This window comes from Polaribacter sp. YIW18 (genome assembly GCF_057219325.1).
The window spans coordinates 92,755-109,307 of the sequence record NZ_JBXVVE010000008.1; the positions used below are offsets into that span (position 1 = coordinate 92,755).

Below are 16,553 nucleotides of genomic sequence, written 5' to 3' on the forward strand. Positions count from 1 at the left end.
ATAGACGAAAAAATACAAGGAAAAGCCCTTGTAACCGAAAATAAAAAGGAAAATACTAAAAAGCTTTTTATAGGATGTTAGTTGTGTCAAAATAGTACTGATAATCAATAAGTTAAGTACCTATAAAATATAGTTCACACCAAGTTCCCACCATTTATAATTTTTACTTATCTTTGTGTCTATACAGAGATAATGGATGGAAGTTAAATTAACCAATAAACAACTTAAAGAAAGTTTCGGTTGGAGTGAGGATTTAGAGAAATTTACCCTCAAAACAAATTCACTTTTAAGAACCGATTATCCAGGCTATTTTATGTTGAGAAAACATAAAGGAAAATATTTTTGGTATTACAGATTATCAACTAATGTTAAAGGGAGAGATAAATATCTTTGTTCTGTTACACCTAAAGATTTAGAACCAAATGAAACCTCTTTCGAATATGCTACAAATGTTTTAACCGAAAAACTTCGTTCTAAATTCGTGATGGGTATTCGAAATAAATCCTATCTACACACATATATTACTCAATATAAAGGATATATAGAAGGAAGTAAAACACTAACCTCATCAGTAAAATCTGGAAGATGTAATACTATTGAAAGATTTGGAAGGTGGAGTGAAAAGAACGGTATTAGATTAAATATTGTTCCAACCAATGATATGAAGGATGTATATCTAAAATACATCTTATATCTAAAAGATAAAGGTTTACAAAGATCCTCAATCAAAGGTCAAATCCAAACACTTAGGTACTTCCTTGATTGGTTATGTATGGATAAGTTAATAGATGGAGCTGATATTTTTCCATCCCATCCAATCACAGTTAAATTACAAAACGAACTTCTAAAAACGAAACTTGGAGACCCAACTCCAAAAGAAGTGAAAATATTCAGAAGTTCATATTACAAAGAAGCCTACCAAACTTGTAATAAGAAACTTCAGAATATATATCAAGGGTACTGTGAAAATCAAGGGAAATTAGATAGAATCAGAGATAAGAATGGAAAAATAAACCAACCTCCTCATATGATTGGAAGGGATATTGTTTATTTCATTTCGTATTTACAAATCAGAATGGGATTCCGATTGGCGGAAGTATTTTACTCATATAGAAATAGAGATGTTTATAATGATTTTCATATCCCAAACTATCCAAATGAAATGGCTAGTTATTGGGAGAAAGAAGAAGATGGATGGGTAATTTATATTAAGAAATCTAAAAATAAAGATAGAAGTGTTCCTTTCACAGATAAGATTAGAACTTGGGTAAAACCTCCATCAGAAGAACTATTAAAAGTTTCAGAGTGTGTATTAGATAAAAAAGGTAATCCATTATATTGGGATACACCCTTCATTGATATATGTATGGAACTATTCCCTGATTCTTATTACCTATTTCCATCACCAAATCATAAATCTTCACCAAATTCAAAACGAAGTAAAACATACTACATGAATGAATTCAAAACTGAAATGGTGTTGGTAAACAAGTGGGATAGGTTGGGAATTAACTCTTCTCATGATTTGAGAAGATTCTTCGTTTCGGATTCAATAACTAAAAGTGATAGAACACCATTTCAGATAGCTCAAATCACAGGTCATAATATCGTTACAATGGAGAAATTCTATATCCGTGATAACATGAAAGAAAAATTCAATCACTTCAAAGAAGTATCACAAAAGGAGTTATTGAAAAAGTTCAAATAAAATGGATACTTGGATACGGTATCCAAATAACCAATCTACTTAGATTTTAGTTCAACATATTCAAACCAACTTACTGAGGGTTGTTTCTCCAACTCCTCTAAATACTCCTTACCGATTTTCTCTTCATAGATTCTTCGGAGTTCCTTTTTTCTTTCTTTGCTTAACATTCTACAAGTTTTCTAACCTTAGTTATAGTTTTAGGAGAACAATTCAACCTCCCAATGATATCTCTATTTGTTTTACCCATCTTTAGAAACTTAATGATGGATTTAGTTTGTGGTTTTCTAAGGAATACCATTTCAGATTCTTCAGAACCAATCTTTCTTCCCAATTTACCACCATTAAGAACATATTGTTTTCTACCCATCTCAGTAATCTCAAGAATACGTTCTCTCTCCATCTCATAGACTGAGGATAAGATTGAAGTAACGATATTCCACATAGGATTCTTCTCACCATTAGGAGTGTGAGATTCAATACCAATGTTTCTAACCTTGATTATAACACTATTCTCAAAAAAGTAATCTAATGTGTTAATGGAATCTTTTAGGGTTCTACCACATCTTGACAAATCCTCAAATACTATCTTAGTTACTTTACCTTCCTTAACTAACTCAATCAGTTTAGAGCCACCTTCTCTTCTATTGAAGGGTATTTTACCACTTATACCAAAATCATTGATGGTTAAATCATAGTTTTCTTTATCTAACTTAAACCTCTCACCTTTTTGGTTAATGGTTGATGTTCTATTGTATTTTATTACCATAACTGATTCCTTTTATATTCAACACTTAAAGATACCACTTTTTATTCGGACAAACAAATAAAGTGATACCTTTTATTGTATAAATTAAAGGGAAGTGAGGTGGGGTTCAAGATTTATTCAGTAGTTAAAATAGTTTTTAGTATTTTTCAATCGTGGAACTTACAATAGTAATATCAATAGTAATTGGTTTTTTTATAATCTCGAGTATTATAAAATCCAATCGTAGAAAGAAGGAAAGAGAACTTATTAGTTCAGTTACATCATTGAGTAGAGGAACACCTTCTGAAAAGTTTTTGATATTACAATTATTGTAGAGTGGAATTCCACCTGTAACCATTTACCACGATTTAATCATTAAAAAAGATAATGGTGAGTTTTCACAAATAGATTTAGTTTTAGTAACCTCTGAGGGAATCATTGTTATTGAAGTAAGGGATTATAGTGGATGGATATATGGAAGTGGAAACAATACTATTTGGATAAAAGTTCTTTCATATGGTAGGAAAAAGTATAAATTCTACAATCCAATCAAACAAAATAACAACCATATTTCAGAGTTAAGAAAAACACTCAAACAATTTGAAAAGATTCCCTTTTTCTCATTAATTGTATTCTTTGGTGATTGTGAATTAAAGGAAATAAACTATGTTCCAAAGGGAACTTATTTAGTTAAATCTCATAGGGTTTTCGAGGTTCTTAACTTGATTAAAAAAGAAAATGAACCTACCCAATACACCAATAAAAGAGAGGTTGTAGATACATTAAAACAATTAGTTTCTTTGGGTGAGAATACTGATTACCAAAAACAACATATTGAAAACATAAAGGATATGGTTGGTAAAGAAAGGATTTTCAAATAATATACTAAGAGGTTTCTTGTAGCTCCAACTTTTCAATTTAGTATTTGATACACCATATCTAAATTTTTATCGATGTAGATTTTTTATCTCTTAGATAAAAACATACTAATTAACTTAATAATTGTAAAAATATAATTCTTTATATTAATATTAAAAACTGAATTAATCATTAAAAAAACTAAATCTCATTTTAGATAAAAGTGAAAACCGAAGTACACTTTTATATTTTAAGTTTTTTAAAAATGTGAATTTAAAATTAAAATTTAAAATTAAGTTTTAATTATCTTTTATCTAAAATTATATCAAAGATTTTTAAGTACTAGAAAAACGAATATTAATCGTTAAATTTGTTTTTATGGTTTTAATTGAATCTCAATCAGTAAGTAATGGATGGATTAAAGTATGTAATCACCTCATAACTAATGGTACCCGAGTTGGTAATATTATTGAAGAATTAAACTTAATGTTAGAAATCAATTCTTTTGAATTTGATAAAGATTTTGATTTAAAATTCAGAAGTGTTTTTGGTGATGATAGAATTGATTTTGCATCCTCAGTTTCTTTTGTTAAACCAAAAGAGTTAAATGGATATATTTTCTACGAATTCATTAAAGATAAATGGTTCAAAACTTATTGGGGTAGAATGATTAAATGGAATGGTGAATTTAATCAAGTAGAGAATGTGATAAAAATATTGAGAAATGGTAGATCAGTAAAAAGATGTGAATTAATTATTTATGATCCATCAAGAGATTCAAAAAACCCATATTCACAACCATGTTTAATGATGATTGATTTAAAACCAAGAAATGGAAAATTGTATTTAACTTCAATTCTTCGTTCAAACCGAGTTTCAAAAAGTGGATACGCTGATTTTTATTCTATGGTTGAATTAGGTAAATTTCTTTCTAATCAATCAAATCTAGAATTAGGGAAAGTATCAATTTTATCATGTTCTTCACATTTAGGAACTATGAATGGTGAGTTAAAAAAAACAAAAAAACTATTATCTTTATTGGGATGTGTGGAATAGTTTCAACAATCAGTTTATCTGAAAAGGAAGTTAAAATCATTTTAGATGAAATGATTCATAGAGGTATGGATAACCAAACTATACAAAGAGTAAGTTCATCAACTGTTTTGGGACATAACCGATTATCAATTTGTGATTTAACTGAAAACGGTAATCAACCCTTTAAATTAAATAATAAGTTTTCAATTTGTAATGGTGAAATATGGAATTATAATGAATTGAAAAATGAATATGAATCTAAAGGTTATATATTCAAATCAAAAAGTGATAATGAAATAATTTTACCTCTTTATGAAAATAAAAGTTTAAAGAAATTAGATGGTATGTTTTCTTTTATTATTTGGGATAATGATAAACTTATTATTGGTAGAGATTGGGTTGGGAAAACTCCATTATTTATAAATGAATCAAATACAATTATTGCTAGTGAGATTAAATCTATCCAAAAAATAACAAAAGAACCTTGTAGAATCATACCCCCAAACTCATTATCTGTTTTAGATACAAAAACAAAAAAATTAGTAATAGAGAAAAACTATTTTTTTAATTTCTCTAATAAAGTTCCAAACCAAAAATCAATTGATGATGTTTCTAAACACACAAGATTACTACTTGAAAAATCAGTAAAAAAAAGAATAATTGGTGAAGTTCCAATTGGAACTTGTTTGAGTGGTGGTATAGATTCATCGATAATAACTTTTTTGATATCTAAACACATAACTAATATAAAATCATACACAATCAATTTTGATGAGGATTCAGAAGATTTGAAACAATCAAGATTATTTAGTTCTGAAATGGGAATTGAACTTGTTGAAGTTAAAGTTCCAAGAGATAGTGATTTAATTAAAAAAAGATTTTTAGAAAGTGTAGAGATAATTGAATATCCATCTTCAGTTCAATCCCAAGTATGTATACTTCAATCTTTCATTGCTGAACGGATGAAGTTAGATGGTGTAAAAGTAGCTTTTAGTGGTGAGGGTTCTGATGAATCTTATGGTTCTTATGGTATGATTCGTATGTTAAGTAAAAAACCTGATTGGTCTGATGTAAGAAAAAAACTTTTTAAAAAACAACATTACGGAAATCTATTAAGAGGTAATAATACTTTTATGAAATATGGAACTATTGAACTACGATGTCCATTTTACGATACCGATTTTTTAAATTTTACAACTAATCTTTCTGATGAGTTGATTTCAAAGGGTAAAGATTGGAAGATACCATTATCAAATGGTTTTAAAGAACTACCTTACTCAATAAGATTCCAAGAAAAACGATCGTTCCAAAAGGGAACTAATTTTAAAGATTTTGTTGAGGATTTAATTTTAAATGATTCAGAGATAAATTTTAACAACAGAACTCAATTTAGATATGTTGTTGAAGATAATTTTAAAAAGAGATTTGGTTTTCATAAGAATAAATTAAGATTAGAATTATGATAAATACTCCATTAGAAAAGTATGAGATGTTTGGGAGAGAAATCTTTGTTAAAAGAGAAGATTTACAAGGAGATGGAATAAAGTTACCTCGATGGGGTAAAATTTATGCTATTAAAAAATTATATAGATAATAATATAGATAAAACTAAACCTCTTACAACATTATCAGTTGATGGATCCTGGAGTGGATGGGTTGTTTCATCTATTTGTAATGATTTAGGAATAGAACACATTTATTCATTTCCAAACTCTAAAAAGTTTAATAAAAATATACTTGATGATGTTGTTTCATTGTATCCTAACATCAAATTGAATCCTTTAAAACCAAATATGACTTCAATAATGTATAATGGTTTAAAAGGAAAATGTAATAAAAATGGAACTCAAATAATTCCTTATGGATTTGAACATGAAGATTTTATTTCTGTATTTGAAGAGAGAGTTAAAGAATATAATTACTTTGATAATCTTATTGTATCAAGTGGTAGTGGGATTTCATTAATTGGATTAACCCGTGGTTTTATGAAAAGAAAATCTCAAAAAGTAATCTCAATCTGTGTTTCAAGTGAGAACACCATAAGTAAAAGATTGAGGAAATATGAACTTTCCGATGTAGAGATTTATAAATCTAAATATGATTTTTCTAATAGAATGGATGATTATATTACACCATTTCCTACAAACCAATTCTGGGATAGAAAGGGTTGGAAATGGTTAGAAGAAAATATAAAAACAATTAAAGGTTCAATTCTTTTTTGGAACCTAGGTGGTGAATATAGATACTAAGATGGATAAAAAAGAGTTTAAAAAAAGGAAAAAAGAAGTAGAAGAGAAAATTAAAATAAAACTTATCTCTAAATATCCTCATATTCACCATTTATATGAAAGTGGGGAAATTTCATTAAAAGAAGCATTTGAAGGTGCACAAAGTGAGATTTTAGATGTTGAAACATATAAATCAAAAGGAACTAAAAAATACATCACCCATTCTACTCGAATAGATAAAGGTAAGTTAGATATAAAACACACCCTTCCATTTGGTAAAAACCCCATTGGAGAGAACCCAAAGTACAATATCACCTTTGATGAGGTGAATAAAATGGATTACAAGGAGTTTAAGAGATTTATTCTATCAGTTAGAACATTTCTATTAAATGAATGGAATACCAACAACATACCTCCTTATATAGGTAAGGATAAAAAAGGAATTATAAATGATATAGAAAACTTAATTGAGTTTGATTGTGAACGATTATGGAAGAAAGGAGATGATATATATGAATATATAATATCAAATGATTTTCACTACGGTTCATCTTGTAATCAGTTTCAACCCTCAATTAACAAAACAAGAGCAACAAATATTTCAATGTATGATTTATTAAAAGAACCCTCTTTAGAATTAAATTTCATTAGAACTTTTACAAGAAATCTTAAACAAGATAAAATGTATATGGTTTCCAAATTGATGAAAACAAAAAATGAGTTTACAGAAATTGATTTAAATAAATATGGTTTAATTCTTCAATCTCAAAAATTTGAATCTCAACAAACCTTTTCCAAAAATGAAATTTATAAATTATTAGAAAGTAACGTTATTGAGGATTACCATTTAAGAAATCTCGGTCGAGAAATTGAAACTGAAAAACACTTTGTATTAAGATATTTTAAGAAAGAGGAAAGAATAATAAAACATATTATTCACAATCTACGTATAGGGTTCTCAAATATTCCAATTAACTTTTCCCCACTCGTTTCAAAATATTTAATTGAAAAGTATTTACCACAAAAAAATGGTATTGTATATGATCCTTGTAGTGGTTGGGGTGGTAGATTGATGGGATCGATTTGTTGTAATAAAAATATAAATTATATTGGTTGTGATGTGAATAGTAATATATTTCAACATCGTTCTTATGAAAGAATTGGTGAGTTTATTGAAGAAGAAATTGGTAGGAAATCAAATTATAAAGTTCATCAAATTAGTTCCACAAGATTTAATGAAACCGATGATTATAAAAAATATAAAGGTAAGATTGATTTAATCCTCACTTCACCACCCTATTTTAATCAAGAACAGTATTCTCAAGATAAAGAACAATCATATAACCTTTACCCCACTTACAAGAGTTGGATAAATGGATATATCAGAGAAACATTCCAAATCGGTTTTGATTTACTAAAACCAAATGGGGTTCTTCTCCTAAACATTGCTGATACAAAACAACTCCCTCTTGAATTAGATACTCTTGGTGTTTTAGAAGAAATTGGGTTTGAGTTTAAGTACGAAATTGGTATGAAAATGAAGAGATATTTGGGATTGGATACAGAAAAGATTTATAATCGTTATTACGATGAAGAGAGAGGAAAATATATTAAGGTTGAACCAATCTTAAAGTTTATCAAAAAATAAAAAAACACTAAATTTGATTTATGTTTCAAAACACCATAATTAAAAAATATATTTCTGTACAAAGTAAAGATTCACTACTTACAAAGTGGGATTTATTTAGAGAATTCTTTCATGATAAAGGTAATCAGAATAGAATTCGTGAACTAAAGGAAGAACAATTTCAAGAAGGTTTTTTAAAAGAATTGTTTGTAAAAATATTTGGATATATAATAACACCAAATGAAAATTACAATTTAGTAACAGAACTAAAAAATGTAAAAGATAGTAGAAAAGTAGATGGAGCACTAGTTTTTAATACTACGGTTAAGTGTGTAATTGAACTCAAAGGAACTAACACAACTGATTTAGGAAAAGTTGAGATTCAAGCATTTTCATACAAAACTAATCAACCTAATTGTACGTATGTTATTACATCTAATTTCGAAAAATTAAGATTTTATATCCAAGATGCTACTGAATTTATTGAATTCAATTTATTTGAACTTACACAAGATGAGTTCAACTTAATGTATTTGTGTTTAAGTTCAAATAGTATTGAAAATGATTTACCCCTTAAATTAAAATCCGAATCAATATCCCAAGAAGATTTAATTACTAAAAAATTATACAAAGATTACTCCTTATTTAAAAGAGAACTATACCAGAATCTTATTTTGTTAAATCAAGGTTATGATAAACTCTTATTGTTTAAAAAATCTCAAAAACTTTTAGATAGATTTCTATTTCTATTCTTTGCAGAAGATAAATTTTTACTCCCACCGAACTCGGTTCGTTTAATTTTAGATGATTGGGAAGATTTAATTGAGAAGGATGTGGAAATTCCTCTATATAATAGGTTTAAAAAGTATTTTGGATACCTAAATACAGGTTTTAAAGGTAAAAGGTATGATGTGTTCCCTTATAACGGTGGATTGTTTAAATCGGATAATATTTTAGATAATATTTTGATTGATGATACTTTATTATTTAATCACACTAAAAAATTATCAGAATATGATTTTGAGAGTGAAGTTGATGTAAATATTCTTGGACACATCTTTGAAAACTCCTTAAATGAAATTGAAGAAATTTCAAATGAATTAAAGAATGGTGAAGTAGATAAAACAAATACCAAAAGAAAAAAAGATGGTGTGTTCTATACTCCAAAGTATATTACCAAATACATTGTAGATAACACTATTGGGAAACTTTGTAATGAAAAGAAAAACGAACTTCAAATCAATGATGAAGATTACACCACAGATAAAAAACGAATTAAGAAAACAATTAAAAATTTATCGGATAAACTAACTGAATATAGAAATTGGTTATTACAATTAACAATCTGTGACCCTGCATGTGGAAGTGGTGCTTTTCTTAACCAATCTTTAGATTTTCTTATTTTAGAACATCAGTACATAGATGAACTACAATCTAAACTTTTTGGAGATTCTATGATTTTAAGTGATATTGAAAACAGTATTTTAGAAAATAATATTTTTGGAGTTGATATAAACGAAGAAAGTGTTGAGATTGCAAAACTTTCTCTTTGGTTACGAACTGCACAACCTAACAGAAAACTAAACAATTTAAATAGTAATATTAAATGTGGAAACTCTCTTGTTGATAACGTAGAAGTTGATAATCATTTTAATTGGAAAAATGAATTTCCACAAGTATTCGATAAAGGAGGATTTGATGTGATAATAGGTAACCCCCCTTATGTAAAAGAATACACTAATAAATCATCTTTTGATAATCTTCATGAACATCCTATTTACCAAGGAAAAATGGATTTGTGGTATTTCTTTGGTTGGTTAGGATTAGAATTGATTAAAAAAGATGTAGGTCTTGTAGGTTATATTGCACCTACAAATTGGATTACAAATTTTGGTGCATCCAAATTCAGAAACTACTTTTTAGAAAAAGGAAAATTAGTTGATTACGTTGATTTTGGAGATTTCAAAGTGTTTGAGGATGCAGGAATTCAAACAATGATTTATATAATGAAATCCTCTACTGAAAATGATAATTATAACTTCCCATATTCTGAATTGATTGAAAAGAAATCTTCAACAAGTGATGTAAAGTTATTTTTAAATAAATCAAAAAATCAAAAATTTGAATTTTTTAATTCAACTATAAATAAGAATGAGTTTTACGATAGTTATATACAATTTAATCGTAAAGAAATAATTGATTTATCCAATAGAATAAAAGAAGAAGGGGAAATTAAACTTACAAAAAATGAAATAGCACAAGGTATTGTTCCTCCACAAGATTTTATAAATAAAAAATCACTTTCAATTTTAGGGGAAGGATTTAGTTTAGGAGATGGTATTTTTAATTTAACCCAAAATGAATATGATAATCTAAACATACCAATAAATGAAAAAGAACTTATAAAACCATTTTTTACATCATTTGAATTAAATAAATATGTTGGAAATAAATCTAATAAATTATGGATTATTTACACATCATCTAAATTTAAAGTTGAAAGTGAAATTGAAAAGTTCCCAACTATTAAAAATCATTTAGATAAATTTAAATCTGTTATTACAAGTGATAATAAACCTTATGGATTACATCGTTCAAGGGATGAAAGATTTTTTAATAATGATAAGATTTTAAGTTTAAGAAAATGTATAGAACCAACTTTTACATTTACTGATTTCCCTACATATGTTTCTCAATCATATAATATAATTAAAACAGAAAGGGTAAATCTTAAATTTCTTACTTGTTTATTAAACTCCAAACTAATTGAGTTTTGGTTAAAATATAATGGTAAAATGCAAGGTTCTATTTTTCAAGTTGATAAAGAACCTTTATTGGATATACCTATCAAAATTCCTACAAATAGTGATTTATATGAAAATCTATTTGATGAAATTTCAATATCAATAATAGAACTGAATAAATTAAAATCTAACTCAATTAAATCAATTTACTCACGTTTATCTATTTTAAATAAAATTAAACAGATTGAGGAGTTTGATTATGAAGATTATGAAGATTTCATATCTGTATTAAAGAAGAACAAACAATCAATTCCTCCAATTACAGAGGATATTGAGTGGAGAGAATTTATCACCAATTTATTAGTTAAAAAGAAAACTTTAGAGTTTAAAGTTAAAGAAATAGAAGATACAATAGATGATGAAATACTGAAACTTTACTCTATTAATAGAGAAGAATTGAAATTTTAATGAAATTTAACAAAAGTGAAAACCGATTTATCACTTTCTCCAGTAAATCTCATCTATAATTGAAATTACATCGTGGATAGATAATTTATCTTTTGCATTTTCAACTGATTTTTTAATCTCATATTTTAATTTTGATTTAACCTCATCATCATCACCAATAGATTTTAATATTCTGAATGCAGATTTAAGTGATATTTCACCACTTAATACAGAGTTTAACAATTCTTCATCTTTACTATCTTCAATCTGTTTTAATCTCACATCATTTGTTTGAGATATACCGATTTCTTTATGAAGGTATTCTCTCAATTTAAGAGAACCCATAAGTTCTTTCCTTTTTTTCAAGGGAAGAGATTTCATTTGAGATTTAAGAGTTCTGTATTCGTTGATTTTCTCAACCAAACTCTTTTCCCTATGTTTATTACTTTGTATTAGTTCAATAGTTTCTAAAACATCAACAGACTTAAAAATAACATCTATGGTTTTAATACCCAATCTTTTAATTGTGTTGTATCTTCTGTGACCTGATATAAGTTGGTTATTCTCTTTATTCACCAGAACTGGTTCCAACTGACCATAAAGTGTTATACTCTGTTCCAATTCTTCATCTTCTTTTGAATGATTAGAAGAATATATCTGATAGTTGATTGGATTTTCTTTAATTAAATCTATCGAAACTCTAACAACCTCCCCTATTTGTTTGTTTTTATATACCATACAAACGTAAAAGTAATGAAATGGAATCTTATATTAAAATTTATTTAACCCCTCTTAAAACCACTTAAAATCGTTAGTAAAATTTACAGAATTTGATTTTTTTTTACAATTTTTTATCGTTTGGGATACTTCTCTCTATTTATAATAGTGGAACATCAACATAATGTTCCTATTCCTTTACCATTTTCTTGGTAAGAAACCAATCAACGATGGGTACGAGTGGGTAAGTACAACCAAGTTTGGCTCATAAGAGTATGTTTAGGTGTTCGTTGAGGAATGAAACTCATTAGAGTTTTTCTATTGATGGATAGGGTGTGAATGGTTATACTAATCAGAACAGATTCTTAATGGGAAGTAAAATTCCTTTTAAGGGAAAGGTGGTTCCAATTACCAAATCAGTAACAAATAAAAAAAAGAAATTTCAACCTCGAATAATAAGAATTTAAAGAAACAAAAAAGTGATATATAAATTTAGAAATTTAATGAAGAATGAATCAAAGTAAATTAGATACTGAATCAATTGAGTGGTTAAAAGAAAATCCAAAAAAATTCATAAATGAACTAATCAGAAAATCAGAACTGATTAAAAACTTCTCAAAAGAACTAGAACCTTATCGAAAAAGAAAAGATAAAGAAGGATATCAAAAATTATTTAATCAATTAATGGAAAAAGAAGATAAATATTTTAAACTAACTAATAAAACATTACACTAATCTGATATAAATTATAATAGAATGGATAAAACAACTATTACTCACTTAAACAAGAGTTGTAAATTTATTGAAAACCATTTGGATATTATCCATAATATGGGAAATAAACTCAATAATGTGGATGAGGAAAATATAAATAAATTATTAGAAGAATTAGAAAGTTGGAGAATTTGTGTAGATGAAATTGAATTAAGTATTAAAAAAAATATCAACACAAAAAATAGTAATCTAAACACAATAAATAAGGAAATAGTAATTTACTAACTATGGAAGATATACTAAACAAAATAGGAGTAAATACCGAACTACTAAACAAAGAACCTCTACACACAAGAGAACAAACATTAAAAATATTAGGAATTAGCTATAAAACTTTATGGAAGTTTGAGAGAGAAAACCTCATACAAGGAACAAGATTTAAATCTAAAAAATACTATTCTACCACCTCAATAATTAAATGTATCAAAATACAATTCAATCTCAATACTTCTTATGAATTTATCAGTATGTGGGATTAATAGATTAAATAATTAAAAGTATATCATATTTAAATTTGATAGGATCATAACAAACAATCAACACTTAATACTATATCAATAAATAATAATTATTTGATTGTATTAAAGGGAATATGTATACTTCTTATTTGATTAATAATAACCTGACAAATTGTCTTATATTTATTATCTTTGTATTAAAAATGTTAGAGTATTAATTATGGTGGGAACTAATAAAAAATATTTTTCACACCATAAATCCCATTTCTAAAAACAATGAAAGGTTTAACAACAGATAAAATAGAGAGAAATCCAAATGAATATAATGGTGAAGTACTGAAATACCACCAAAGTTCCCACCATCCAAAATCACTATTAAGTACTGATAATCAAGAGATTACAAATAATAAGAAAGTCTTTATAGAAAGCTATGGTTGTCAAATGAATATGAATGATAGTGAAATTGTAGCTTCTATTTTAGATAAAGAAGGTTACAATACTACACAAATATTAGAAGAAGCAGATTTAGTTTTGGTAAATACATGTTCTATTCGTGAAAAGGCAGAAACTACAGTTCGTAAAAGATTACAAAAATATAATAGAGTAAAACAGCAATCTAATCATAAAATGAAGGTTGGTGTTTTAGGTTGTATGGCTGAACGCTTAAAGGAAAAATTTTTAGAGGAAGAAAAAATTGTAGATCTTGTTGTTGGACCAGATGCTTATAAAGATTTACCAAATCTTTTAGAAGAAGTTTACGAAGGTAGAGAAGCCGTAAATGTAATTTTATCTAAAGAAGAAACTTATGGAGATATTTCTCCTGTGCGTTTAAACTCAAATGGAGTTTCTGCGTTTGTTTCTATCACAAGAGGTTGTGACAATATGTGTACCTTTTGTGTGGTTCCGTTCACACGAGGTCGTGAAAGAAGTAGAGATCCTAAAAGTATTTTAGAGGAAATACAAACCATGGTAGATAAAAACTTTAAAGAAATTACTTTGCTTGGGCAAAATGTAGATAGTTTTCTTTGGTATGGAGGTGGTTTGAAAAAAGACTTTAAAAAAGCTTCTGAAATAGCACAAGCAACGGCTGTAGGTTTTGCAGAATTGTTAGATATGTGTGCTACCAAATTCCCTAAAACACGTTTTCGTTTTTCTACATCTAATCCACAAGATATGAGTTTAGATGTGATACATGTAATGGCAAAACACAAAAATATTTGCAAATACATTCACTTACCAGTTCAAAGTGGTAGTAATGCTATGTTAAAAGCCATGAACAGACAACATACTCGTGAAGAGTATATGGAGTTGGTAGACAATATCTATAAAATGGTACCAGAAATGGCACTTTCTCAAGATATGATTGTTGGTTTTTGTGGTGAAACAGAGCAAGATCATCAAGATACGTTAGCATTAATGCGTTATGTAAAATACGATTTCGGTTTTATGTTTGCCTATTCTGAAAGACCAGGAACTTTAGCAGGAAAAAAAATGGATGATGATGTGCCTGCGGAAGTAAAAAAACGTCGTTTACAAGAAGTAATCGATTTACAACAAGAACACTCTTTATATAGAACACAACAACATTTAGGTAAAACAGAAGAAGTTTTAATTGAAGGAACTTCTAAGAAAAACCCTAATGAATGGAAAGGAAGAAATACACAAAACACAGTTATTGTGTTCCCTAAAGAACACTATAAATTAGGTGATTTTGTAATGGTAAAAGTAGAAGACTGTACCTCTGCAACCTTAAAAGGAATTGCAGTAGGCTATTCTGATAATAATTAAAAACAGCCCATCCTAACCTTCCCAAAGGGAAGGAACTCCAATATTAGGGATAAAAAAATTTTACAGAGTATAGTTTAGAGAAAAAAAATAACACAAGAGTATTTTTCCCCTTGGGGGAAATTAAAAGGGGCAATATGGAAAATTTACAAGCAATAAAACAACGTTTTGGCATTATTGGTAATGATGTGCAGTTAAACCGTGCTTTAGAAAAAGCGGTAAGAGTTGCGCCTACAGATATTTCTGTTTTAGTTACTGGAGAAAGTGGTGTTGGTAAAGAAAATATTCCTAAAATTATTCATTCTTTATCACACAGAAAACACGCAAAATATATTGCAGTAAACTGCGGTGCAATTCCAGAAGGAACTATAGATAGTGAGCTTTTTGGACACGAAAAAGGTTCTTTTACAGGAGCAACACAAGACAGAAAAGGTTATTTTGAAGTTGCAGATGGTGGTACCATTTTTTTAGATGAAGTTGGCGAGCTTCCATTAACCACACAAGTTCGTTTACTACGTGTTTTAGAAAATGGCGAATTTATAAAGGTAGGTTCTTCTAAAACGCAAAAAACAAATGTTAGAATTGTTGCTGCTACAAATGTAAACATGCAAGAGGCTATACAAAAAGAGCGTTTTAGAGAAGATTTGTATTACAGGTTAAGCACAGTCGAAATTAGTTTACCCCCTTTAAGAGAACGTAATGAAGATATTCATTTGCTCTTTAGAAAATTTGCATCAGATTTTGCACAAAAATACAGAATGCCGTCTATTAGATTAGAAGAAACTGCCATTAAAGTACTTTTAAATTATAGATTTCCTGGTAACATTCGTCAATTAAAAAATCTAGCAGAACAAATTTCTGTGATTGAAGAAAGCAGAACAATTACTGCTGACAAAATTCAACAATATTTACCCAATGCTTCAGGCAATTTACCAGCAATAATAGGAGGTAAAAAAGACAACGATTTTTCTAGCGAAAGAGATATTATGTATAAAATTTTATTTGATATGCGTAATGATATCAACGATTTAAAAAAATTAACGCTAGACTTAATGAAAAATGGAAGTGTAGAAGAATTGGAAGAAGAAAATCATGATTTGCTTCAAAAAATTTATGGCGATCAAAAATTAAAAGACCATGATATTGAGGTTTTAAACATACCACAAAATTCTAGCAAAGAAAAAGATTATGATTTTATAGAGACTATAGAAGAAGATGAATCTTTATCTTTACAAGACAAAGAAATAGAGATGATAAAAAAATCTTTAGAAAAAAATAATAATAAACGTAAATTGGCAGCAAAAGAGTTGGGCATTTCTGAAAGAACGCTTTACAGAAAAATTAAACAATACGATTTGTAAAAAAAGTGTGTAATCCTTAAAAAAATATCATTTTGAGAAATTTCTATTTTTGATCAAAATTCTCAT

13 protein-coding genes and 1 pseudogene are annotated in these 16,553 nt (G+C 27.7%); 12 read left to right on the top strand and 2 right to left on the bottom strand.

Annotated features, from left to right (window positions below):
- The first annotated feature begins 196 nt into the window (after positions 1 to 196).
- Positions 197 to 1,708 carry a hypothetical protein gene (locus AC2D6T_RS09645; protein WP_484681340.1) on the top strand — a complete coding sequence of 504 codons (1,512 nt, stop codon included), beginning with the start codon at positions 197 to 199 and terminating at the stop codon, positions 1,706 to 1,708.
- Between the two features lie 160 nt (positions 1,709 to 1,868).
- Here the strand turns inward: AC2D6T_RS09645 and AC2D6T_RS09650 are convergent, their stop codons facing one another.
- A complete protein-coding gene (locus tag AC2D6T_RS09650; RefSeq protein ID WP_484681341.1) occupies positions 1,869 to 2,474 on the bottom strand; it encodes a recombinase family protein in 606 nt (201 codons plus the stop codon).
- A 335-nt stretch (positions 2,475 to 2,809) separates the two neighbouring features.
- On the opposite strand from AC2D6T_RS09650, the pseudogene AC2D6T_RS09655 reads away from it, so the two are divergent.
- From AC2D6T_RS09655 to AC2D6T_RS09685, 7 genes and pseudogenes are all read left to right on the top strand, one after another.
- Positions 2,810 to 3,076 (top strand): annotated as a pseudogene (locus tag AC2D6T_RS09655) (nuclease-related domain-containing protein); the annotation flags it as partial.
- A 99-nt stretch (positions 3,077 to 3,175) separates the two neighbouring features.
- On the top strand, positions 3,176 to 3,334 hold the full coding sequence (locus tag AC2D6T_RS09660) for a hypothetical protein (RefSeq protein ID WP_484681342.1): 159 nt from the start codon (positions 3,176 to 3,178) through the stop codon (positions 3,332 to 3,334).
- 355 nt (positions 3,335 to 3,689) lie between these two features.
- On the top strand, positions 3,690 to 4,367 hold the full coding sequence (locus AC2D6T_RS09665; protein ID WP_484681343.1) for a thymidylate synthase family protein: 678 nt from the start codon (positions 3,690 to 3,692) through the stop codon (positions 4,365 to 4,367).
- Positions 4,355 to 5,809 (top strand): asparagine synthetase B family protein, encoded by a 1,455-nt coding sequence (locus tag AC2D6T_RS09670; RefSeq protein ID WP_484681344.1) that lies wholly within the window; start codon positions 4,355 to 4,357, stop codon positions 5,807 to 5,809. The genes AC2D6T_RS09665 and AC2D6T_RS09670 overlap by 13 nt, the downstream gene beginning before the upstream one ends.
- A gap of 105 nt (positions 5,810 to 5,914) precedes the next feature.
- The gene (locus AC2D6T_RS09675) at positions 5,915 to 6,595 is read left to right on the top strand and encodes a hypothetical protein (RefSeq protein ID WP_484681345.1); all 681 of its coding nucleotides are present in this window, start codon (positions 5,915 to 5,917) and stop codon (positions 6,593 to 6,595) included.
- Position 6,596: 1 nt separating this feature from the next.
- Positions 6,597 to 8,222 (top strand): DNA methyltransferase, encoded by a 1,626-nt coding sequence (locus AC2D6T_RS09680; protein WP_484681346.1) that lies wholly within the window; start codon positions 6,597 to 6,599, stop codon positions 8,220 to 8,222.
- A gap of 20 nt (positions 8,223 to 8,242) precedes the next feature.
- Positions 8,243 to 11,413 (top strand): Eco57I restriction-modification methylase domain-containing protein, encoded by a 3,171-nt coding sequence (locus AC2D6T_RS09685; protein WP_484681347.1) that lies wholly within the window; start codon positions 8,243 to 8,245, stop codon positions 11,411 to 11,413.
- A gap of 30 nt (positions 11,414 to 11,443) precedes the next feature.
- On the opposite strand, the gene AC2D6T_RS09690 is transcribed toward AC2D6T_RS09685, so the two are convergent.
- Positions 11,444 to 12,130 (bottom strand): ParB/RepB/Spo0J family partition protein, encoded by a 687-nt coding sequence (locus AC2D6T_RS09690; RefSeq protein WP_484681348.1) that lies wholly within the window; start codon positions 12,128 to 12,130, stop codon positions 11,444 to 11,446.
- A gap of 489 nt (positions 12,131 to 12,619) precedes the next feature.
- On the opposite strand from AC2D6T_RS09690, the gene AC2D6T_RS09695 reads away from it, so the two are divergent.
- The 4 genes from AC2D6T_RS09695 to AC2D6T_RS09710 all read left to right on the top strand — a co-directional run bounded on the left by AC2D6T_RS09695 (position 12,620) and on the right by AC2D6T_RS09710 (position 16,487).
- Positions 12,620 to 12,844 (top strand): hypothetical protein, encoded by a 225-nt coding sequence (locus tag AC2D6T_RS09695; RefSeq protein ID WP_484681349.1) that lies wholly within the window; start codon positions 12,620 to 12,622, stop codon positions 12,842 to 12,844.
- A gap of 21 nt (positions 12,845 to 12,865) precedes the next feature.
- On the top strand, positions 12,866 to 13,108 hold the full coding sequence (locus tag AC2D6T_RS09700) for a hypothetical protein (protein ID WP_484681350.1): 243 nt from the start codon (positions 12,866 to 12,868) through the stop codon (positions 13,106 to 13,108).
- Between the two features lie 509 nt (positions 13,109 to 13,617).
- Entirely contained in the window at positions 13,618 to 15,129 is a 1,512-nt protein-coding gene (gene miaB, locus AC2D6T_RS09705) for a tRNA (N6-isopentenyl adenosine(37)-C2)-methylthiotransferase MiaB (protein WP_484681351.1), read from the top strand.
- A gap of 134 nt (positions 15,130 to 15,263) precedes the next feature.
- Positions 15,264 to 16,487, top strand: coding sequence for a sigma-54 interaction domain-containing protein (locus AC2D6T_RS09710; protein WP_484681352.1), 1,224 nt, complete (start codon positions 15,264 to 15,266; stop codon positions 16,485 to 16,487).
- The last annotated feature ends 66 nt before the right edge of the window (positions 16,488 to 16,553 follow it).